The 21752-nt window shown below is 60.7% G+C and carries 22 protein-coding genes; 11 read left to right on the top strand and 11 right to left on the bottom strand.

The features are described from left to right. Nucleotides 1–193: 193 nt before the first annotated feature. The 5 genes from leuS (at nucleotide 194) to CACC_RS11360 (ending at nucleotide 6051) form a co-directional block, all read left to right on the top strand. Nucleotides 194–3040, top strand: coding sequence for a leucine--tRNA ligase (gene leuS / locus CACC_RS11380; RefSeq protein WP_035108201.1), 2847 nt, complete (start codon nucleotides 194–196; stop codon nucleotides 3038–3040). Nucleotides 3041–3043: 3 nt separating this feature from the next. Further along, entirely contained in the window at nucleotides 3044–3778 is a 735-nt protein-coding gene (locus tag CACC_RS11375; protein WP_005275863.1) for a metal-dependent transcriptional regulator, read from the top strand. A gap of 144 nt (nucleotides 3779–3922) precedes the next feature. After that, nucleotides 3923–4396: a class Ib ribonucleoside-diphosphate reductase assembly flavoprotein NrdI gene (gene nrdI, locus CACC_RS11370; protein WP_023016373.1), complete on the top strand. Its 474-nt coding sequence runs from the start codon at nucleotides 3923–3925 to the stop codon at nucleotides 4394–4396. Nucleotides 4397–4435: 39 nt separating this feature from the next. Then, nucleotides 4436–5449: a class 1b ribonucleoside-diphosphate reductase subunit beta gene (gene nrdF / locus CACC_RS11365; protein WP_005275859.1), complete on the top strand. Its 1014-nt coding sequence runs from the start codon at nucleotides 4436–4438 to the stop codon at nucleotides 5447–5449. Nucleotides 5450–5484: 35 nt separating this feature from the next. Beyond that, complete coding sequence (locus tag CACC_RS11360) at nucleotides 5485–6051, top strand: NADPH-dependent FMN reductase (RefSeq protein WP_005275857.1); 567 nt, start codon at nucleotides 5485–5487, stop codon at nucleotides 6049–6051. Between the two features lie 28 nt (nucleotides 6052–6079). Here the strand turns inward: CACC_RS11360 and CACC_RS11355 are convergent, their stop codons facing one another. After that, the gene (locus CACC_RS11355) at nucleotides 6080–6718 is read right to left on the bottom strand and encodes a hypothetical protein (protein WP_244262116.1); all 639 of its coding nucleotides are present in this window, start codon (nucleotides 6716–6718) and stop codon (nucleotides 6080–6082) included. 312 nt (nucleotides 6719–7030) lie between these two features. Between CACC_RS11355 and CACC_RS11350 the strand changes: the two genes are divergently transcribed. Continuing rightward, complete coding sequence (locus CACC_RS11350; RefSeq protein WP_005275850.1) at nucleotides 7031–7477, top strand: MarR family winged helix-turn-helix transcriptional regulator; 447 nt, start codon at nucleotides 7031–7033, stop codon at nucleotides 7475–7477. Between the two features lie 83 nt (nucleotides 7478–7560). Here CACC_RS11350 and CACC_RS11345 read toward each other — a convergent pair whose 3' ends face one another. From CACC_RS11345 to CACC_RS11330, 4 genes are read right to left on the bottom strand one after another with little or no spacing between them, the layout of a single operon-like run. After that, a complete protein-coding gene (locus CACC_RS11345; protein WP_005275849.1) occupies nucleotides 7561–8535 on the bottom strand; it encodes an MDR family oxidoreductase in 975 nt (324 codons plus the stop codon). Between the two features lie 35 nt (nucleotides 8536–8570). Continuing rightward, nucleotides 8571–9554, bottom strand: a complete 984-nt coding sequence (locus CACC_RS11340; RefSeq protein WP_005275846.1) for an NAD(P)-binding domain-containing protein — start codon at nucleotides 9552–9554, stop codon at nucleotides 8571–8573. Then, nucleotides 9554–10171, bottom strand: coding sequence for a response regulator (locus CACC_RS11335; RefSeq protein WP_005275843.1), 618 nt, complete (start codon nucleotides 10169–10171; stop codon nucleotides 9554–9556). The genes CACC_RS11340 and CACC_RS11335 overlap by 1 nt, the downstream gene beginning before the upstream one ends. Then, nucleotides 10164–11261: a sensor histidine kinase gene (locus tag CACC_RS11330; RefSeq protein WP_005275840.1), complete on the bottom strand. Its 1098-nt coding sequence runs from the start codon at nucleotides 11259–11261 to the stop codon at nucleotides 10164–10166. The genes CACC_RS11335 and CACC_RS11330 overlap by 8 nt, the downstream gene beginning before the upstream one ends. Nucleotides 11262–11414: 153 nt before the next feature. Here CACC_RS11330 and CACC_RS11325 point away from each other — a divergent pair, with 153 nt between their 5' ends. After that, nucleotides 11415–12398: an ABC transporter permease gene (locus CACC_RS11325; RefSeq protein WP_005275837.1), complete on the top strand. Its 984-nt coding sequence runs from the start codon at nucleotides 11415–11417 to the stop codon at nucleotides 12396–12398. After that, entirely contained in the window at nucleotides 12399–13034 is a 636-nt protein-coding gene (locus tag CACC_RS11320) for an ABC transporter ATP-binding protein (RefSeq protein WP_005275834.1), read from the top strand. Here CACC_RS11320 and CACC_RS11315 read toward each other — a convergent pair. Next, nucleotides 13021–14613 carry a bifunctional ADP-dependent NAD(P)H-hydrate dehydratase/NAD(P)H-hydrate epimerase gene (locus tag CACC_RS11315; protein WP_005275831.1) on the bottom strand — a complete coding sequence of 531 codons (1593 nt, stop codon included), beginning with the start codon at nucleotides 14611–14613 and terminating at the stop codon, nucleotides 13021–13023. The genes CACC_RS11320 and CACC_RS11315 overlap by 14 nt on opposite strands. 17 nt (nucleotides 14614–14630) lie before the next feature. Beyond that, nucleotides 14631–15446 carry an Fpg/Nei family DNA glycosylase gene (locus CACC_RS11310; protein ID WP_005275830.1) on the bottom strand — a complete coding sequence of 272 codons (816 nt, stop codon included), beginning with the start codon at nucleotides 15444–15446 and terminating at the stop codon, nucleotides 14631–14633. A 118-nt stretch (nucleotides 15447–15564) separates the two neighbouring features. On the opposite strand from CACC_RS11310, the gene CACC_RS11305 reads away from it, so the two are divergent. Both CACC_RS11305 and trhO read left to right on the top strand, forming a co-directional pair. Beyond that, nucleotides 15565–17061: a DUF1846 domain-containing protein gene (locus tag CACC_RS11305; RefSeq protein WP_005275828.1), complete on the top strand. Its 1497-nt coding sequence runs from the start codon at nucleotides 15565–15567 to the stop codon at nucleotides 17059–17061. Nucleotides 17062–17103: 42 nt separating this feature from the next. Beyond that, complete coding sequence (trhO, locus tag CACC_RS11300; protein WP_035108335.1) at nucleotides 17104–18030, top strand: oxygen-dependent tRNA uridine(34) hydroxylase TrhO; 927 nt, start codon at nucleotides 17104–17106, stop codon at nucleotides 18028–18030. 9 nt (nucleotides 18031–18039) lie between these two features. Here trhO and CACC_RS11295 read toward each other — a convergent pair whose 3' ends face one another. The 4 genes from CACC_RS11295 to CACC_RS11280 form a co-directional block, all read right to left on the bottom strand. Further along, nucleotides 18040–18510 (bottom strand): hypothetical protein, encoded by a 471-nt coding sequence (locus CACC_RS11295; protein ID WP_005275822.1) that lies wholly within the window; start codon nucleotides 18508–18510, stop codon nucleotides 18040–18042. A gap of 10 nt (nucleotides 18511–18520) precedes the next feature. Further along, nucleotides 18521–19492, bottom strand: a complete 972-nt coding sequence (locus CACC_RS11290; protein ID WP_005275819.1) for a universal stress protein — start codon at nucleotides 19490–19492, stop codon at nucleotides 18521–18523. Between the two features lie 94 nt (nucleotides 19493–19586). After that, nucleotides 19587–20081, bottom strand: a complete 495-nt coding sequence (locus CACC_RS11285; protein ID WP_005275817.1) for a MarR family winged helix-turn-helix transcriptional regulator — start codon at nucleotides 20079–20081, stop codon at nucleotides 19587–19589. A 54-nt stretch (nucleotides 20082–20135) separates the two neighbouring features. Then, the gene (locus tag CACC_RS11280; RefSeq protein WP_005275813.1) at nucleotides 20136–21224 is read right to left on the bottom strand and encodes an inositol-3-phosphate synthase; all 1089 of its coding nucleotides are present in this window, start codon (nucleotides 21222–21224) and stop codon (nucleotides 20136–20138) included. 116 nt (nucleotides 21225–21340) lie between these two features. Here CACC_RS11280 and CACC_RS11275 point away from each other — a divergent pair, with 116 nt between their 5' ends. After that, nucleotides 21341–21715 carry a DUF5318 family protein gene (locus CACC_RS11275; protein WP_005275810.1) on the top strand — a complete coding sequence of 125 codons (375 nt, stop codon included), beginning with the start codon at nucleotides 21341–21343 and terminating at the stop codon, nucleotides 21713–21715. Nucleotides 21716–21752 lie beyond the last annotated feature (37 nt).

Genomic DNA, 21752 nt, shown 5'->3' with positions numbered 1-21752 from the left:
GACGCGATTTAACCACGAAAGGAACTGCGCGTTAATAGCTCCTAAACACTGCCGGAACATTCCGTGGCGGGCCTTAGTCCTTGCCCCAGGCCCCCTCCGCCACCGCCGGAGTGCCAGCCCGGTGCCGGATTAGTGAAGCAAAACCCACCTCTGCCTACCCCGCGCCGGGCTGGGGCTATTACACTGTGTGTTTATGACTAAACCGAGCGATTCCACGTCGTACCGCTACACCCCTGAGCTGGCGAACAAGATCGAAAAGACTTGGCAGCAGTATTGGAAGGACCACGAGACCTTTAACGCGCCGAACCCAGTCGGTTCGCTAGCCACGGGTGCGGGCGAGCTGCCCAAGGAAAAGCTCAACGTGCAGGACATGTTCCCCTACCCTTCCGGTGCGGGCCTGCACGTGGGGCACCCGTTTGGTTATATCGCCACCGATACCTATGCCCGCTATAACCGCATGCTGGGCAAGAACGTGCTGCACACCATGGGCTACGATGCCTTCGGCTTGCCGGCCGAACAGTACGCCATCCAGACCGGTACGCACCCGCGGACCACCACGATGGCCAATATCGACAATATGCGCCGCCAGCTGGGCATGTTGGGCTTGGGCCACGATCCGCGCCGCTCGGTGGAATCCACGGATCCAGAGTTCTTTAAGTGGACCCAGTGGATCTTCCTGCAGATTTATAATTCCTGGTTCGATGAAGAGCAGCAAAAGGCCCGCCCCATTGCTGAGCTCATCAAGGAATTGGAGGCCAATAAGCGCACCACCAAGGACGGGCGCTACTACGAGGACTTGTCCGCGCAGGAGAAGGCCCAGGCCGTCGATGAGTTCCGCCTGGTGTACCTGTCCAACTCCACGGTGAACTGGTGCCCGGGCTTGGGTACCGTCTTGGCCAACGAGGAGGTCACCGCGGAGGGCAAGTCTGAGCGCGGCAACTTCCCGGTCTTCCGCAAGAACCTGTCCCAGTGGATGATGCGCATTACCGCGTACTCGGATCGCCTGCTCGATGATCTGGAGCTGCTGGATTGGCCGGAGAAGGTCAAGTCCATGCAGCGCAACTGGATCGGTCGCTCCCGCGGTGCGGAGGTAACCTTCCCTGCGGAAGGCTACGGCATCGACGTGTTTACCACGCGCCCAGATACGCTCTTTGGCGCGGAATACGTGGTCTTGGCACCGGAGCATGAGCTTGTCGATGCCCTCTTGTCCCCCATTCCTTACGACGATGACGTGGATGAGCGCTGGACCTACGGCAACGATGACCCGAAGGAAGCCGTCGAGTCCTACCGCGCGGATATCGCAGCGAAGTCGGACCTGGAGCGCCAGGAAAACAAGGAAAAGACCGGCGTATTCTTGGGCACCTATGCCACCAACCCGGTCTCCGGCAAGCGCATCCCGATCTTCATCGCGGACTACGTGCTGACCGGCTACGGTACCGGCGCCATCATGGCCGTTCCCGCGCACGATACGCGCGACTATGAGTTTGCCCAGGCCTTTGGCCTGCCAATTACGGAGGTCGTCTCCGGCGGCAATATCGAGGAAGAAGCCTGGACCGAGGACGGCGCGTTGGTAAACTCCGCCAACGATAAGAGCCTGGACCTCAATGGCCTGAATAAAGCGGAGGCCATCGCCCAGGCCATCGAATGGTTGGAAAAGGACGGCTCCGGCCGCGGCAAGATTCAGTACAAGCTGCGCGACTGGCTCTTCGCCCGCCAGCGCTACTGGGGCGAGCCCTTCCCCATCGTCTACGACAAGGACGGCATGGCCCACCCGCTGCCAGAGTCGATGCTGCCGGTGGAGCTGCCCGAGGTGGAAGACTACAAGCCGGCCTCCTTCGATCCTGAAGATAAAGACTCGGAGCCACAACCGCCGCTGGCCAAGGTCCGCGACTGGGTAGAGGTAGAGCTGGACCTAGGCGATGGCCCGCAGACCTATTACCGCGATACCAACGTTATGCCCCAGTGGGCGGGTTCTTCCTGGTACCAGCTGCGCTATATCGATCCCCGCAATAGCGAGGCCTTCTGCGATATCGAAAACGAGCGCTACTGGACCGGCCCGCGCCCAGACGAGCACGGTGAAAACGATCCGGGTGGTGTGGATCTGTACGTCGGCGGCGTCGAGCACGCCGTGCTGCACTTGCTCTACGCCCGCTTCTGGCACAAGGTGCTCTTTGACCTGGGCTTTGTCAGCTCGCAGGAGCCGTATCGCCGCCTGTACAACCAGGGCTATATTCAGGCCTACGCCTATACCGATTCCCGCGGCGTATATGTCCCTGCGGCCGAGGTAGAGGAAAAGGACGGCAAGTTCTACTACAACGGCGAAGAGGTCAACCAGGAATACGGCAAGATGGGCAAGTCCCTGAAAAACGCCGTGGCCCCGGACGATATCTGCCGCGACTTCGGTGCCGATACCCTGCGCGTGTACGAGATGTCCATGGGCCCGCTGGATACCTCCCGCCCGTGGGCGACCAAGGACGTCGTCGGTTCGCAGCGCTTCCTGCAGCGCCTGTGGCGCCTGGCCATCAATGAGGACACCGGTGAAGTGGCAACTACCGATGCCGAGCTCACCCAGGATGACCTGAAGCAGCTGCACCGCACCATCGCGGGCGTGCGCGATGATTATGAGAACCTGCGCCTGAACACGGTGGTGGCCAAGCTCATCGAGTACGTCAACTACCTGACCAAGACCTACCGCACCGAGGCACCGCGCGCGGCGGTGGAGCCCATCGCCCAGCTGGTCTCCCCCATCGCCCCGCATATTGCGGAGGAACTGTGGCAGCGCTTTGGCCACGATGAGACCATCACCTACGAGCCACTCCCCTCTTTTGAGGAGAAATACCTGGTAGATGATGAGATCCAGGTGCCAGTGCAGATCAACGGCAAGGTTAAATCCCGCATCAACGTTGCGGCCGATGCTGACCAAGACACCGTATTCGAGGCCGCTTTTGCCGATGCCAAGGTGGCTGACCTTACCTCCGGCAAGAACGTGGTGAAGAAGATCTACGTTCCCGGCCGGATGGTGAACCTGGTGGTTAAGTAACCAATGAGCGTGGACGTCTCGGGCCTCTCGCCGTCCAATCAGGACTATCTCAAGGCCCTGTTTAAGCTGGGCGAATGGCAAGACGGGCCCGTGACGGTCAAGATGCTCGCCCAGCACATAGGCGTACGGCTGTCCAGCGCGTCGGATGCGGTGCGGCGCCTAGAGAAAAAGGGCTTGGTCACCCATACGCCCTATGGCGCCATCGGGCTGAGCACCGAGGGGCGTGCCTTTGCCCTCGCCATGGTGCGGCGGCACCGCCTTATTGAAACTTTCCTGGTGGAATCCCTGCACTACCGCTGGGACCAGGTCCACGCGGAGGCTGAACAATTGGAGCACTGCGTCTCCGATTTCTTTCTGGAGCGCATAGACGCTGAACTGGGGTTCCCGCGCCGCGATCCGCATGGAGACCCCATTCCCAGCGCCGCGGGTGACTACCCCGCAGACTACGCCGCGCCCCCCGCGTCCGAGCCAGGAGATCTGCGCAAACTCAGCGATTTAGAGCCCGGCGAGGGCGGTGTAGTCGACCGCATCAGTGATGCGGATGCCGATCTGCTGCGCTTTTTCAGCGAGAATAACCTGACCATCGGCGCTGCCGTGAGCGTGCGCGAAAGCCAGCCCTATTCCGGCGGGATGGCCGTGCGCGTAGAGGGTAACCAAAACGAGAATGCCCAGAATGAACATTCCGCGGCGTTTTCTTTGAGCTCCCATGCAGCCCGCGCCGTGTGGGTGCGCATGTAACTTTCCTGCCCCTCTCCCCTTCTTTTCTGAAAGAAGGGGAGTATTTGCGCATGTCAACGGTGGTTAGTTGCGGCGTAGTTAAAAGTACGTTAGATCTGTAGTTGAAGCAGAAAGTGCGCTTCGGCGCAGCCACTAAGGAGCGAGATGACTACAGCCTCGACGCCACCCTGCGGCACTAAGACCGCCGCTAATCTTGTGTATTTTTCCTCGGTCAGTGAAAATACCCACCGTTTTGTCCACAAGCTGGGCTTTCCAGCGGCACGCATTCCTTTGCGGCCGAAGCGTGAAGGAATGCTCTATGTCACCGAGCCCTTTGTGCTCATCGTCCCGACCTACGGCGGCGGCAATATCAAGGCGGCGATTCCGGTGCAGGTGCGCCAATTCCTCAACGTTCCGGAAAATCGCGCACTCCTGCGCGGCGTCATCACCTCTGGAAATACCAATTTTGGTGAGGCGTATTGCTGCGCCGGGCCACAGATAGCCCGAAAGTGCGGCGTGCCTGAGCTCTACCGTTTTGAGCTGCTCGGTACCGACCGCGATGTTGCCCGCGTACGGGAGGGGTTGCAGGACTTCTTTGCGCACCACCTCTACCCCACCGCCCACGCGTCCATTGCCTGACGGCTAGGGCCTCGAAGACAAAGAAAAGAGAAAGTACCGATGAAATATCAAGAGCTCATTGAGCGATCCCAAACCCCGCCGCATTTTCGTCACGATGCTTCCACGCCGCTGCGCCCAGTGAACTGGAATCGCATCTGGGACGATAAGGATTTAGAGGTGTGGAACCGCCTGACCTCGAATTTCTGGCTGCCGGAGAAGGTCCCGCTTTCCAATGACCGCAATGACTGGTCGTGCATGGATCCAGCCGAGCGCGACCTCACCATTCGCGTCTTTACCGGCCTGACGCTACTGGATACCGTGCAGGCCACGGTGGGTGAAATCAGCCAGATTCAAGATGCCCGGACTGAGCATGAGGAGGCCGTTTATACCAATATCGCCTTCATGCAGGCGGTGCACGCGCGGAGCTACTCCTCCATCTTTTCTACCCTGGCCAGCACCGAAGAGATCGAGAAATCCTATGCGTGGGCCGTGGATAACCCAGTGCTGCAGCAGCGCGCTACCAGTGTGATGGTGCATTACTATGGCGATGACCCACTAAAGCGCAAGGTTGCTTCTACCCTCTTGTCCTCCTTGCTGCTGTACGCCGGCTTCTATCTTCCACTGCACTTCAGCGTGCACGGAAAGCTGACCAATACAGCAGACATGATCAGGCTCATCCTGCGGGATAAGGCGGTCCACGGCTACTACTCCGGATATAAATTCCAGCGGGGACTAGACCACGCCACGGAAGCTCGCCGCGAAGAAATGCGCGAATTCACCTTTGACCTGGTGCGCAAGCTCTATGACCTGGAGATGCGCTACTCCGGTGAGCTCTATGAACCATACGGGCTTATGGATGATGTCGCGACGTTCGTGCGCTACAACGCCAATAAAGCCCTGATGAATCTGGGCTATCCCAACCTCTTCCCGTACGAGGAGTGCCAGGTCAACCCGAAGATCCTCGCGGCACTCACGCCAGGATCGGATGAAAACCACGACTTCTTTTCGGGGTCGGGGTCCTCTTATATCATCGGCAAAGCCGTAGAGACCTCCGATGCCGACTGGGATTTCTAAAAACCAACAAGTCTCCACACGAAAGGACACCCATCATGAAACTTCTTGTACTCGTTGGCAGCCTGCGGCGGGAAAGCATTGCGAAGAAGATCGCCAACCATGCCATTGAACTCGTTCCCGAGCACGTAGAGTGCCAGCGCTATGACCTGCGCACACTCCCGCTTTATGATTTCGACTACGACGATTCTGGCGTGGAGGATAAACCCACGCCGGGAGAGTACACCGATTTCCGCAACGCAATTAAGGAAGCGGATGCCATTTTGTTCGTCACCAGCGAGAATAACCGGACGATCCCGGCGTGTTTAAAGAATGCCATCGATATTGGGTCCAAGCCCAATTCCGATGTCGCCTGGAAGAATAAGCCAGCTGGCATCATCAGCCACTCCGTCGGCCGCATGGGTGGCTATTCTTCCCACAAGAATGTGCGCCTAGCCTTGTCCTACTTTGACATGCCGATGCCCGGTCAGCCCGAGGTATTCTTGGGCAATTCTCCCCAGCTCATCGGCGAGGATGGAAAGATCGAGCCGCCCAGCACCATCGATTTCGTGCGGGACTACCTCGAGCGCCTTGTAGACCTGGTACCTGCGGCTCCGCAACAGTAGGAGCTACCTCCTCCTAGCAGCGAGGCGGTTAATCCCAGTACTCCGTGGCGCAGAGCGCGATGCCGTGCGCCCGGATTCCCTGGCCCGCCTCAACTGGGGCATCAACGATGAGCGGGAGCCCGTCGATTTCGCATACCCAGAACTCCCCTCCCCCAAATTCATTGGTCTTTTTCTCGACGTTATTCACGGTGCCAGCTAGCTCGACCTGCGGGTTGAGCAGGCTGGGCTTGTAGTTTTGATAAAACCGTTCCGTGGCCGGGGATCGCAGCGAAAACTCCGCCGGTTCCGTTAATTCATAGTCCAGCGCAACGACTGCGGGCCGCACGCGGGCACGCAGTTTTTCGCCGCCCACGGGGTTGCCGGTGGGAAGCGTGAAGGGGGCATCGCTAAGCACTGCCCACCGGAGATCTTCCATTTCTAAGATGCCAATAAATGGCATGGCTCGATATAGCGTTGCCTCTACGTCTTCGCCGCCTCGGAACGACGGCAATACGGTCCACTCCCCCTCGTACTCCATCGCCGTGACGGCGATGCCGGAGGGATCCGCATAGTAGAGCACTTGATCAAAAGCAGGCGCATCCCACAGGGTCCGGTCTGCGGGAAGCTCCGCGATGAGTTCCTCCGTGTCCACGAAGTCGAATCCGCAGGCGCTAAAAAGTTTATCCATGCCCGCCATCATAGACAGCCGCCTACCCGACGGGGGTCGCAGCCGGCTCGAAATCCGGCCGATAGGTACTTATTAAGTCCTAATGATAGATAGTATCCAGAAAACGTCAGGACCAATAAATAGCTTACGAAAAGCAAAGTATATGTGTTTAAATTGGCAAAAATATGGCACTTATGAATGATTGGAAGTCCAAATCCCGCGCCTTAATAAATGGTGGGGGTTGATGGAACAACCGCTCCGCTCAATTGTCGGTTGAGTAATCAACTGCGCATTATATAATGCTATTTAAGTCAAAGCCTAAGGGGGAATCCTGTGCGCCCAGAAGAAAGTGCAGCGTGGGCGGACTTCGTAGCGATGCAGCGGGCGCTGCATAAGGAGTTGGCCAACGCGCTGCAGGCAACTGCGAATGTGAGCGAGGCCGATTATGCGGTGTTGGCCGTCCTGCAGCGCCGCCGTGGGCAGAGCACCCGGCCGCATGAGTTGGCCGCGGAACTGGGGTGGGAAAAGTCGCGGTTGCACCGACAACTGGTCCGGATGGAGGGGCGCAAGTTGGTGACAAGGCGGCACGCGGAGGAACTAGGACCCCGAGCTATTGAAGTCACAGTGACGAAAATAGGTGAGGGAGCATTCGCCGCAGCATTGGGCAGTCATACCGCGAAGGTGGATGACAAGGTGGTCTCCGTATTGACGGGAGAGGAATTGCAGCAGTTGGGTTCCATCTCCAGAAAAATAATGCGCGGCTTAACGGGCGATACCTAGAATGCGGGGAGCCAATCGCACAAGAAAGGCACCCCGTCACTGACGGGGTGCCTGCCTAGTTTTGAGTCCTAAAGACTAGGACGTTAGGAAATCTTCAACACCGTGCGGCCATGGTGGCTGCCGTTGATGAGCGATTGTGCTTCCTCCACCGCATCTTCCAGCGGGAGGGTATTGGTCAGGGACTCCAGGATGGACAGGTCCAGGGTGCGGGCGAGGAGCTGCCAAGCATTCTGGCGGTAGTGCAGCGGGGCATCGACGGAGTTCACGCCGGCTAGGTGCACGTTGCGCAGGATGAAGGGCATGACTGTGGCGGGCAGGTCGGGGCCGCTGGCCATACCGGTGGCGGCAACGGTGCCGCCCCACTTAGTGCGGGCCAAGACATTGGCCAGCTCCTGGGAACCGGAGGTGTCCACGGCGCCAGCGTAGATGGCCTTTTGTAGAGGCTTGCCCGGCTCGGTGAATTCGGAGCGGTCAATGATCTCATGTGCGCCGAGCTCGTGGAGGTAGTTGGCGTAATCGTCCGGGCGGCCGGTCATGGCGTGGACCTCGTAGCCGGCATTGCGCAGGAGGTTGACGGCAATGGAGCCGACGCCGCCGGTGGCGCCGGTGACGAGAACAGGGCCCTCGGGAAGCCCGCGCAGCGAGTTAACGCACAGCGCCGCGGTGTAGCCGGCGGTACCGACGGCAGCGGCCTGCTCCGCGGTGAAATCCGCGGGAAGGGCAACGGTGGCGCGGGAATTGACGCGCTGCTTCGGGGTGTAGCCGCCGTGGCGGAATTCGCCGAGGCCATCGCCAAAGGAGGCAACCAAGGTGCCCACCGGCAGGCGCTGCACATTGGACTCGGATACGGTACCGACCACGTCGATGCCGGGCACCAGTGGGTTGGTGCGGACGACGCCGGGATCGCCGGTGATTGCCATCGCGTCCTTGTAGTTCAGCGAGGAATAAGAGACGTCAACAGTCAGGTCACCCTCGCCGAGGAATTCCCCTTCCTCAAAGGAGGTGGTGACGGATTTGTCTTCGTTACGGGTAACAAGTAGCGTGCTCATGCTCACCATGATACGTGAATTGTGATGCAACCATTTTTGGGCGACTAAAGATCGGGGGAGCAGAGCTTGGCGATGTCCGCAGCGGTCTGCTTGGCAAAAGGGCTCACCCCGGTAATCGTTGCGGAACCGGGGCCCGTCCAGGTTCCGTAGCCGACGAGGAAGAGGCCCTCGACGGTGGGGGTGCGGCCATCGAGAAGCGCGCGGAAAGGCCCCAGCGCGGGGCGGAACCCGGTGCACCAGATGAGGTGGTCTGCCTCCACCTCATCGAGGCTAGAGAACATCGGGGAGGCCTTAAGCAGGCCCTCATCGCGGGCGCGCTTGACGGGAGGAACGACAACGATATCGCCCAAGTTGGTATCCGCGCCGGGATCGGGCTCGCCGCGCATCAAGGCGTTGAGGCGGGCGCGGTTGCGCTGAAAGAGCACGCGGCCATCGACGTCATCGGGCATCCACCGCGGCGGCTTCGCCGTAAACCAGGTGGTATCTACGCCGGAGAGCACAAGCTCTGCGGCTATCTGGGCCCCGGAGTTGCCCGCCCCAACGACGGCGACGGACTCGCCGCGGAAAGGATCGGGCCCGGGGTAGACCGCCGAGTGCCATTGCCGCCCGCCAAAGGAACCGGGGTAATAGGGGATAAACGGCGAAGACCACGTGCCCGTGGCGGCTACCACCGTGCGCGCGGTGAGCCGCTCATCATCGGTGGTGACGTGAAAGCGCTCGCCATCGTGGGTGACTTCCTGGACCCGCACCGGCCGGCGTACGGGCAGGTCATAGCGTTGCTCGTAGCGGGTGAAGTAATCGATGACGTGGCTGGCGGGCGGAAATCCGTCGTGGTGGGGCATCGGCAAGCCGGGCAGGTTGGAAGACGCGCTATTGCTAAAGAGCGTGAGCGACGGCCACGCGTGACGCCAGGCCGCGCCGGGGGAGGGCTCGGCATCAAGGATCTGGAAATCGAGGCGCTTTTTCCGCAAGTAATAGCCCGTAGCTAAACCTGCTTGGCCGCCGCCGATAACGATGCAGTCCAGCATTAAATCAGTTTCCTTTCGCGGGCCACAGTTACCGCGGCAGTGCGGGTGTCTACGCCCAGCTTTTGATAGATGTGAATGAGGTGTGTTTTCACGGTGGCCTCAGAAATGAAGAGTTGATTGGCCAGCTCCTTATTGGAGGAGCCGGTCGCAAGGGCGCGGAGGATCTCCAGCTCGCGCGTGGAGAGGGACTGCTCCGGCTGGCCCACGCGCTGGGCCAAGAGGTTGACCACCTCAGGGGCGAGGGTGCGCCGGCGTGCGGCGGTATTGAGCACCGCTTCGTGTAGCTCTTCCTCGGGCGAATCCTTGAGCAGGTAGCCCATCGCGCCAGCCTCGACCGCGGCCAAGATATCGGCTTGGGTGTCATAGGTGGTGAGTATGAGCACGGGCGGGCCACCTGCTTCGGTGACCTTCTTGGTGGCGGTGATGCCATCGACACCTGGCATTTGGATATCGCAGACGACGACGTCGACTTCGGGGGCATCATCGGTAAAGAGCTTGTCCACGTCCGCGCCGTCGTTGCCTTCCAAGACCACTTGGACTTCGGCAAAGGTATTGAGGATCGCACGCAGCCCAGCGCGGACGACGGGGTGGTCATCGATAAGCATGACATTAACCATGGGGCTGCTCCTTGAGGGGGATTCTAATGGCAAGGGCGGTGCCGTCGCCGGATTCGAGGCTCAGCGAGCCACCGACGCTCTCCACGCGCTGGGACAATCCTTGCAAGCCAAAGCCGCTATCGCCGCCGTGGCGCGGGGGCTCAATTACACCGTGCCCATTATCCACGACGTCCAGGGTGACCGCATCCTCAAACAGGCCAAGGGTGACCACTGCGCGGGAGGCGTGCGCGTGCTTGATCACGTTATTAAGGCCCTCTTGCGCGGCGCGCACGACCACTTGCTTGATATCGCTGGGCACGCTGCCGTTGCCGGAAACCACAAGGTCAAAGGTGGTGTCCTCGCCCAAAGCCTCCGTGCGTCGGCGCATCTGGGACAGGATGGAATCCAGCTGGGTCTCCAGGCGCTCATCGGGCCCGGCGAGCTCGCGCACGAAACGGCGGGCCTCGGCCAGGTTCTCGCCGGCGGTGTCCTCGATGACGGCGAGCTGCTCGTTCTTGGTCTCTAGATCATCGGTCGTGCGGGCGGCGCGGGATAGCAGCAGGATGGAGCTTAACCCTTGGGCCACGGTGTCATGGATGTCCCGGGAGAGGCGTTCGCGTTCCTCTAGGCGCCCGGCTTGGTGCTCGCTGGCGGCCAGCTCAGCTTGGGTTTCTTGCAGCTGCTTGGCGATGTCCCTGTGGTGCGCCGCCTCTGCCTGCAAGCGGCGCTGGATATAAAATACGCCCGCGGCAAACGTGGTGCCGATAAGCGGACCTATAGCCGCTGCAATTGACCATCCGTCCGGGTGCAGCCAGGCGGGGATAAAGGCGGCCGCCGCCCATAGCGCCGTGATGGAGATAAGCCCTGGCCACTTGGGCAAGGCACGCAGGAAAACGAAGATAAGCGGGAACTCGAGCCACATGAAATCCTGCGCGTGGACCATGAGCCCCAACCAGAGCAGGCACAGCCCGGTGAGCCAGAGCCAGGTGGGAATCCAGCGCGCGGCCGCGTACACCGCGGCTAGGCCGATGGCCAAAAGGATGGCGCGGGCGTCCAAGCGGTCATCGATATAGGCGCGGGCCACGCCGAAAAGCAGCAGGAACGTGAACATGGCGTGTAAGCCCCAGAGCCATAATTTCTGTCCAGAAAACACAATTTCCTACAGTATCTGCCGGAGGGTGGATGAGGGATCAACCAGTTGGTTGACTGGAGGTTCAACTAGGCCGCCGATTACTTCTGACCTGCGCAAAGGGACTATAGAAGTATGTTCTTAGCTATTCGTGAAATCACCGCCGCGCGCGGCCGCTTCGGGCTCATCGGCGGCACCGTAGCGCTTATCACCCTTCTTTTGGTTATGCTCTCCGGCCTGACGGAGGGCCTGTCCAAGCAAAATACCTCGGCGCTTGAGGCCGTGGCGCAGGAGCACCCCTACGTCAGCTTTTCAACCGAAGAGCCCGCCTATAACGAGTCCGAGATCTATGACAAGGATCTCTCCGGCGATGCGATTGCCTTGGGCACCACGCAAACCAAGTTGGAGGGCGAGGGCGCGGTAGGTGTGATGGGCCTGCCGGCCGGTACGACTATCCCCAATACCAACGCCACCATTCCGGAAGATGGCGCCGTCCTGTCTGACACGATTGAGGCCTCCGGCACCGTGAATATCGGTGGGGTAGACCTCTCCGTAGAGGGCACCGTTGCCGAAACGCAGTTCTCCCACTCGCCGGTGGTATGGGTATCTACCCAGACTTGGCAGAAGGTGAGCCACGCTCCAGAAGGCGTAGTCGGCACGGTTGCCCTGCACTCCGAAGAGGTGCCCGGCTCGGTCGAGATGTCTGATTCCTTCTCCGGCCTGCCCGCTTACCAGTCAGAACGCGGTTCGCTGTTGACCATGCAGGGCTTCCTCTACGGCATCTCCGCGCTGGTCACCGTGGCCTTCCTGACGGTATGGACCCTGCAGCGCACCCGCGATCTCTCCATCCTGCGCGCCCTGGGCGCCTCGGTGCGCTACCTGCTGCGCGATGCCCTGGCCCAAGCCGCGCTGATTTTGGCCGCCGGCACCATCCTCGGCGCTTTCGTCGGCTGGCTGCTTGGCCTGCTGGCCTCCGGCACCGTCCCCTTCGACGTATCCGTGCGCACCATCATCGTTCCCGCGGTCGGCATCTGGATCCTGGGCATGGCCGGTGCCCTGGTCTCTACCCGCCGCGTAGCCAAAGCCAACCCCCTCGATGCATTGGGAGGAAATGCCTAAATGTCCACCATCCTTGATATTCGCAACGCCACCGTCACCTTTCAAGACGGCACGACGACGACCACGGCGCTTGATGATGCCACCTTTAGCGCCGACTCCGATACCCTCACCGCAATCGTGGGCGAGTCCGGTTCCGGTAAGTCCACGCTGCTCTCCGTCGGCGCCGGGCTCATCACTCCGGACTCCGGCACCGTAGAGGTCAACGGTACGAACTCCATCATCTTCCAGCAGTCCAACCTGTTGTCCTCGCTCAAGGTGCGCGATCAGCTGCTCATCATGGACCACATGGCCGGGCGCAAGCTGCGCAAGGATCGCGCCGATGAGCTGCTAGAATTCGTTGGCCTTAAGGGCATGGGCAATCGTCGCATCGGCCAGCTTTCCGGCGGCCAGGCCCAGCGCGTCAATATCGCGCGCGCCTTGATGGATGAGCCGAACCTGCTGCTTGCCGATGAACCCACTTCCGCCCTCGACTCCCACCTTTCCCAGGAAATCATCCGCCTGCTGCGCGATATTACCCAGGAGATGCACACCGCCACCGTGCTGGTCACGCACGATCGCTCCCTGCTCACCTTCGCCGACCACGTGGTGGAGGTTAAAGACGGCCGCGTGAGTAAGCGGGACGCTATCGGTGCATAACGAGCAATCGCGCGATGGACTGGGGCATCGCCGCGGCAATCTGGGAAGCGGAACAAATGCCAAAACCATCGGGGGTATGTGCCGCAATGGCTGCGGCGTGCTGGTGTAGGGCGGCGGCGTGGAGGATCTCCATGATGATGTACTCCGCATCGACTTTTTCGTGGTCGATCTGTGCGATCGTCGCGCCGAGGATGCCCGATAAAACGTCGCCGGAGCCTGCGGTGGCCGCATAAGAGTGGCCGGCATTCATCCCGTAGATGGTCTGGCCGGGCGCGGTCACCGTGGTGATGCGGCCCTTGTGCAGGATAAAACAGTCCAAGTCCTCGGCCAGTTCGCGCTGGCGCGGGCCCACGCCCTCGCTCACATCGAGCTCGCGGCCGAAGGTGGCCTCGTAGAGGCGGCGGAACTCGCCGGCGTGCGGGGTAAGGATGACCCGCGGGTGGGCGCGGACGCTATCGCGCAGATCGGCGCTTTGGGCGAGCAGCGTCAGGGCATCGGCATCCAGGATGGTGGGCAGCCCGCGATCCAAGACGGCGCGGAGCTCTCGGACCGCTGCTTCATCCGTGCCGCGGCCAGGGCCTACCACCCACGCCTGGGCATGCACCTTATCCTCGGCGCTCGGGTGGGGAACGACTTCGGGCAGGTGGGGGACCACGGCATCATTATCTATGACCCGCACCATGGACGGCGTGGCGCGCACCGCGCCGGTAGCCGCTAGGATGCCCGCGCCGGGATACGCGCTGCTGCCAGCGCAGATGGCGGTGACGCCGCCGGTGTATTTCGTGCTTGAGGCGTGTGGAGTGGGGTCCACGATGGGGCCTGTGCAGCCCACGGGCTTGGGGGCGGTGACGTGGCCGAGGTGGGCATCGGCAAGCACGGGCTCCCCGGGCCACTGGAAGAGGAGATCGATGGTGGGCTCGTTGGCGATGTAGCCCGCCGGCTCTGCGGTAGCCGTTAGTTCCTCCGCAAAGGAGCGCGGCGCGTTGGGCAGCTGCAGATCGCAGAGCACCACCGTGCCGCATTCCGGGGCGAAGATATGGCCGGCGCGCGCCCAACCGAAGCTCACGGTAATCGTGGCCTCGACGGCATTTTCCGCGGCCACGCCCGTATCCGCGTTGATGCCAGAGGGGATATCCACCGAAAGCACCGGGATATCGTGCTGCTTGGCCGCGCGGTACGCGGCAAGGCCCGCACCGCTAAGCCCGCGGGTGGAGTTGAGGCCGGCGACGGCATCAATGAGTAGGCCGGTAGCCTCCGCGTGCGGTTGATCTGTAATGGTCCCGCCGGCAGCGGTAAAAGCTTGCAGCGCTGGGTCGTGCGCAGCATCGGCAACGAGGATCGCTTCCACGCCATAGCCCTCCTCGGCGAGGAAAGCGCCTGCATAAAGGCCATCGCCACCATTGCCGCCAGGTCCGGCGAGGATGGTGATGCGGCGAGGCGCAGGGCCCGTCAGCATGGATTTCGCCGTGGCGGCAACGCCCCGGGCGGCCAGGCGCATGAGCTCATCATCGTGGCTCTGCTGCGCGAGGAGCGCGGATTCGGCGGAACGAACGGCGGATACACTATAGGCAGGTCGCATGCCCGCCACTATAGGCCTTAAGCAGCGGATTGGCAGGTAGGGCACCAGAAGAGGTTTCGGCCCTCCATTACTTGTTCCGCAATCGGCGTGCCGCAGACATAGCAGGGCAGGCCGGCGCGCCGGTAGACGTAGACTTCGCCGCCGTGATCATCCTTGCGCGGCTCACGCCCCATGGCCTCGGGGGAGTGCTCGGCGCGCACGGTATCGATGCGGCCGTGCTCTACGCCGTAGTTCATGAGCTCTACCAGGTCTTTCCAGATGGCGAAGAATGTTTCACGGGAAACATCCTTGCCTGGGGTGAAGGGGGAGAGGTCGGCGCGGAAGAGGGCCTCCGCGCGGTAGATATTGCCCACACCGGCATACAGGTGCTGGTCCATCATGAGGGAGCCTATGCTGCGGCGGGATTTGTGCACCTTGGTCCACAGGGCTTCGGGATCGGCATCGACGCGGAGCGGATCCTGGCCTACCTTGGTCAGCCGCGCCTGGTAGTCCTCCTCCGTGAGCAGCAGGCAGAATTGGGGCCCGCGCAGTTGCGCGGCTTGCGCCCCATTGTCTATGCGTATGCGGATCTGCCCGCGGTTTTCCTCGCGGGGTTCGAAGCTGAGCTTGCCGATGAGCCCCAGGTGAATATAGAGGATATGCGCTGGGTTGGCGGCGGTGAAGTGCACGAAGAGGTGCTTGCCAAAGGCCTCTGCGTGGTCGATTTCTGTACCGTCCAGGATGGCCGCCTCGGTGGCAAACCGGCCTTGCGGGCTGGTCACGCTGAGTGGCATCCCGCGGTAGTCAGCGTTGAGTGTGAGGGCTAGGCGGTGGATCACGTGACCTTCAGGCATAGCTTCAGTGTAGTGACATCATTGGTCGCCCCCAACTAGGGCGCGTGGCGCCGGGGGATGAAAAAGAGTAAACTCGAAGCGCGGATTGATTTTATTTCTATTGAAGGGTCGATAAATCATGACGCATAAAATCGGTTTTGACCGAGAAAAATACATTGAGCTGCAGTCAAAGCACATTCAGGCCCGCCGCGAAGAAATCGGCGGAAAGCTCTATCTGGAAATGGGCGGCAAGCTTTTCGATGATATGCACGCCTCCCGCGTGCTGCCGGGCTTTACCCCGGATAACAAGATCGCCATGCTGGAGCGCATCAAAGAGGAAATTGAAATCCTCCCGTGCATCAACGCCAAAGACATTGCCCGCCACAAGGTACGCGCTGATTTAGACATCCTGTATGAAGACGACCTCCTGCGCTTGGTAGACGTATTCCGCAGCCGCGGCTTTTTGGTTGAAAACATCGTCATGACCCAGGTGGAAGACGGAAATGCGCAGGCAGAAGCGTTCATCGAAAAGCTCGAGCGCCTCGGCCTCAAGGTCGCCCGCCACCGCGTTATCCCAGGCTATCCCACAAATACGGACCTCATTGTGTCTGAGGATGGCTTTGGCAAGAACGAGTTCGCGGAAACCTCCCGGGACTTGGTCGTCGTGACCGCTCCAGGGCCTGGCTCCGGCAAGCTTGCCACCGCACTATCGCAGGTCTACCACGAGCACCAGCGCGGCAATAACGCTGGTTACGCCAAGTTTGAGACCTTCCCCATCTGGAATCTTCCCCTCGAGCACCCGGTCAACCTCGCTTACGAGGCCGCCACCGTGGACTTGAACGATTCCAACATTATTGACCACTTCCACTTGAGCGCCCACGGCGAATCCACGGTGAACTACAACCGCGACGTTGAGGCCTTCCCGCTGCTGCGGACCCTGCTGGAAAAGCTCACCGGCACCACGCCGTACGAATCGCCCACGGACATGGGCGTGAATATGGCCGGCTACTGCATTACCGATGATGCGGTCTGCCGCGCCGCCGCCCAACAGGAAATCATCCGCCGCTACTTCAAGGCCAAGGTAGAAGAAGCCCGCGCCGGGCTGGGCGATGAGCAGTCTGAGCGCGCTGCCGTCGTCATGGCGAAGGCCGGCATCAAGGTCGATGACCGCCCAGTAGTGGGCCCGGCCCGCAAGCGCGCGGAGGAAACCGATGGACCCGCCTCCGCGATGCAGCTTCACGATGGCACTATCATCACCGGCCGCACCTCCCCGCTGCTGGGCTGCTCCGCGGCGATGCTGCTCAATGCCCTCAAGTACCTGGCCGGCATCGATGACGATACCCACCTGCTCTCGCCGGAATCGATAGAGCCAATCCAAACGCTGAAGACGAAGCACCTGGGCTCTTCCAACCCCCGCCTGCACACCGATGAGGTGCTCATCGCGCTATCCGTATCCGCCGCGAAGGACGAGGATGCCCGCAAGGCGCTGGAACAGATCAAGGAACTCGCCGGCTGCGACGTCCACACCACCACCATCCTGGGCTCGGTGGATGAGGGAATCTTCCGCAACCTTGGGGTGCTCGTGACCTCTGATCCGGTTTTCGCCCGCAAGAAGGCGCTGTACCAGAAGCGCTAAGGAATTGGGGATCTTGCCGGTAGCGCGCCTAAGATTATGGGCGTGACTATCGGCAAAGTTCTCCTGTATTACTGCTTTACCCCCATCGAGGATCCGACCGCCGTCATGCTGTGGCAGCGCACCCTGTGCGAGTCCTTGGGCTTGAAGGGGCGCATCCTCATTTCGGAACACGGCATCAATGGCACCGTCGGCGGCGACATGGATGCCTGCAAGCGCTACGTGCGCCAAACCCGTGAATACCCGGGCTTTAAGCGCATGCAGTTCAAGTGGTCCGATGGCGGAGCCGAGGATTTCCCGCGCCTATCGGTCAAGGTGCGCGATGAAATCGTGGCCTTTGGCGCGCCGGGCGAGCTGAAGGTGGATGAGAACGGCGTCGTTGGCGGCGGCACGCACCTCAAGCCGGAAGAGGTCAACAAGCTGGTAGAAGAGCGCGGCGATGAGGTAGTCTTCTTCGATGGCCGCAATGCCATGGAAGCAGAGATTGGCAAGTTCAAAAATGCCGTCGTGCCGGATGTGCGCACCACCCATGATTTCATTGAGGAACTGGAATCCGGCAAATATGACTGGATGAAGGACAAGCCGGTCGTCTCCTATTGCACCGGCGGCATCCGGTGCGAGGTCCTTTCCTCTTTGATGAAGAACCGTGGCTTCAACGAGATCTACCAAATCGATGGCGGCATCGTGCGCTACGGCGAGAAGTACGGCAATGATGGACTGTGGGAAGGCTCCATGTACGTCTTTGACAAACGCATGCACCAGGAGTTTGGCCAAGGACTAGAGGATCCGGGCTTTATCCAATTAGGCCACTGCGTGCACTGCGGCAAGGGTACTAATACCTTCCACAACTGCATTAACGAGGACACGTGCCGCCAGCAGGTGCTCATCTGTGATGACTGCATCCAAAATGTGGAAACCCAACACTGCGGGAGGCCGGATTGTAAGGAAGTGGCCCTTAGCCTTGCCAGCTAAGGTGCGGGGTTAGCGCACCAATAGCAGCTGAATATCGCTAATGGCCCAGATCATGAAATTGAAGGCCATCACCCAGAAGATCGCCATCCAGCTACGCCAGCGCAGGTAGCGGCGCAGCTTGCGGACCATAATGATCGCGCAGCCGATCATGCCCAGCAGCGGGATGATCATGGTGGAAATGGCAAAGAAGGTGCGTTGGCCCTCGGTGCACAGCCAGCTCGCGGTGCCGTCCTCGCACAGGGGGCCGCCGGTAAGGCGCGAAAAGAGCGCGACGCCGAAGCCATACAGCGCGGAGATGACCAGCACGGACACCATGTACCAGATGGCTTGGCGGGTAGAGCGCCGGTTGGCGGCGGCTACCTCGACGGGATCGGGCTCGTCTGCCAAATCATCGAAGCTTTGCGGCTCGGGTCGGCGCAGGTTGGCATAATCGGCGTCGGTGGTTAAGTCGTTTTCGGGGTGCTCTGGGCGCGAGCTCATGGATCCAAGCCTAGTCGGTCGCGGGGTGAATGAGTACCGGTACGCGAATATGAGGGAGTAACTCGGTTGCGGTAGAACCCAAAAAGACCCGCGCGATGGGGCCTTGTGGGGCAGAGGCCATCAACATTAGATCGCCCTTTTTCCACTTGAGCGAATCAACGGCACCGGACCACCCGGCGCCAGAGCCGATCTCGGAGGTGACCTCGACCTCCGGGTAGGCATCTTGGATGTGGTCGCGGGCCCGGTCGAGCATCGCTAACGAATCCTCGTGCCACTCCGCGGTGAGCTTGAGCGCAATATCGCTTTTATCCTTCGACGGGGAATGCAGCAGGTCATCCGCCGAGAAGGCCAAGATGCGCAGAGGCAAATCCCAGCGATCCGCCAGCGCGGCTGCGCCCAATAATTCCCTATCCGCGCGCTCACCGCGCTCCGTAATGACAAAATTAAAACGGGTCACGCCGTGTTTCGATAATTTGGCCTTGCGCGGGATAAGCCCTAAGGATAGTGGCGAGTAGTGCAGGAGGGTATCCGCGGTGGAACCGGGGAAAAAGCGGCCCTTGGGTGCGGCCTGGTTGGGGCCTAACAGGATGATATCGGCCTGAAAATCCTGGGCCATCTCAGTAAGGAGCTGGGGGCGGGAGGGGCCATCGACAAGCACGGAGGGCGTATCGTCCCAGTACTTTTCCGGGATACCTGCCTCCGTCAGGGCCGCAGCGGTGGCTGTCGCGCATGCTTGCTTCTGCTCTTTAAACCACTTCTTGTATTTCCCGCCCAGCTTGGACAAAGACGTCGTGGTCCAGGGCTGGAAAACCGTGGAAATAACGCGCACCTCAATCACCGCGGTGCGTGATAGCCAGGCGGCGAAGTCGAGGGGTTCCGTACCGGAAGAGGAAGGACTCCAAGAAATGAGGATGCGCAGCGGCTCTTCGGCCGAGCCCTTGTGCAGGGTCGGCAGCAGCGGTTGGTGAGATTTTTTGCCCATAGAAAGAATATGTATGCGAAAGCTTAGTGAGTACTAAAGCTCATTATCGTCTGTTACGGCCGCAAAACTAAAATTGCATGTGGCCGCAAGCGCGCTACTCGCTATCCATAGTGGGGCGGTAGACATCCGCAAGCTTGGAAATGACCGCGCCCATCTCGCGCGCGGTGGCCAAGTCCTCGGGCTCGAGCCACCGCATAATCTCTGCAAGGGCCGCGGCGCGTTGCCCGGAAACTATGGCCAATTCGGACTCGCCCAGTTGGGTGAGCGCGACGAGCACGCCGCGGCGATCTTCTTCATCGCGGTGTCGTTCCACGAACCCGCGGCGCTCTAGTTGGTAGAGCGCGTTGGACGCGGTGGGCATGCGAATAAGCTCCGCCTGGGCAATGGTGGATACGCGGGAAGGCCCGCGCAAGCGCAACTGATTCATGATGGAGACCTGCGAGGTAGTCAGCGATGAACCCTCTGCGGTGCGTTGGAAAATAAGGATTAACTTATTGAGCGCCGGTTGGATATCCCGCGCTACCTCTACCGCGTCCTCGTAGCTGGACGGGGACTGCGTTGGGTCCGTTTCATCATGGTGTTGCGTCATAGAACTAAATTCTATCGTGCTCTACCGCTTGGCGGTAGTATCGCGACGAAAAAATTAGCTTCCCTTAATAAAATCTTCCAGCTCGTTGCGCGCGACATCGTCAGCCTTCTGTACTGGAGGGGACTTCATCAGGTAGGAGGAGGCGGAAAGTACCGGTCCGGCTACCTTGCGGTCCAAGGCGATCTTGGCGGCGCGGACGGCATCGATAATGATGCCAGCGGAGTTAGGGGAATCCCAGACCTCGAGCTTGTACTCCAGGTTCAGCGGGACCTCGCCGAATGCGGAACCCTCCAAGCGGACATACGCCCACTTGCGGTCATCCAGCCACTCCACATAGTCCGACGGGCCGATGTGGACGTTGCGGTCTGCGCGCTTGCCAGCGATAGGGGAATTGTGCACGTTGGAGGTCACAGACTGGGTCTTGGAAATCTTCTTAGACTCAAGACGTTCGCGCTCCAGCATGTTCTTGAAGTCCATGTTGCCGCCCACGTTGAGCTGCATCGTGCGGTCCAAGCGCACGCCGCGGTCTTCAAAAAGCTTCGCCATAACGCGGTGGGTAATGGTGGCACCAACCTGGGACTTGATGTCATCGCCCACGATGGGCAGGCCAGCATCCTCAAACTTCTTGGCCCACTCTGGGTCGGAAGCGATGAAGACCGGCAGGGCATTGACAAACGCACAACCAGCGTCGATGGCGGCCTGGGCGTAGAACTTATCCGCCTCTTCAGAACCAACCGGCAGGTAGGAAACGACGACCTCGGCACCGGCCTCGCGGAGGGCGGCTGCGACATCGGCAGGAGCTTCGTCCGATTCCGTGATGGATTCCTGGTAGTAGCGGCCCAGGCCATCCATGGTGGGGCCGCGCTGCACGGTAACCCCGAGGTCCGGGACGTCTGCGATGGAAATGGTGCAGTTGCGGGAGCTGCGGGTAGCCTCCGCAAGATCCTTGCCCACCTTGTCTCCATCGACGTCGAAGGCCGCGACGAATTCAATATCGCCGACGTGGTAGGGCCCAAACTGGGTGTGCATCAGGCCAGGAATATTTTCCTCCACTGCGGCGTTGCGGTAAAACTCCACGCCCTGAATGAGGGACGTGGCGCAGTTGCCGACGCCGACGATGGCGACCTTTACTTTGTCAGACACACTATGCTCCTTTATTAATTCGTTGCTGTGTGGTGCCTGCGCAACGTTAGGCCAGAAATTATGCCTGGTGGTAGCACGACGGCATATGGATCGATCAAGAAGAGGAAATTAAGATAATGCGGGTGAATTCCGTTGCCTTCAAGCACGAACTTTCCCACGAGTGGGAACGCACCCAACACGTCCGCGAATACCGCGCCGGGCACCTGAGGCGCGACGAGGTCTGCGATGCGGACTTCCTCCTCCGGGCCGCCGCTGAGCACCACGGCCGCACCATGGATAAGCCCTGCCCGGTCTGCGGGGAGGACCTGCGCCTGACCCGGTGGGTGTACGGCGAGAGCCTGGGCCGGCGCGCCGGGAGCGCCCGCAGCGAGAAAGAAATAGCGGAATTTGTCGGCGAAGGCCTGGAATTTACCGTGCACGAGGTGGAGGTCTGCCGGCACTGCCGCTGGAATCATTTGTTGCGTTCTGCGACGGCTTTTAACGCGTGTTAGTTTTCGACGCACCGCGTTAGGCAGTAAGCTGCAATTA

This window comes from Corynebacterium accolens, from assembly GCF_023520795.1.
GTDB classification, from domain to species: Bacteria; Actinomycetota; Actinomycetes; order Mycobacteriales; family Mycobacteriaceae; genus Corynebacterium; species Corynebacterium accolens.
Note: the sequence above shows the minus strand (reverse complement) of the source record. Positions and strands in the feature narration are given on the sequence as shown.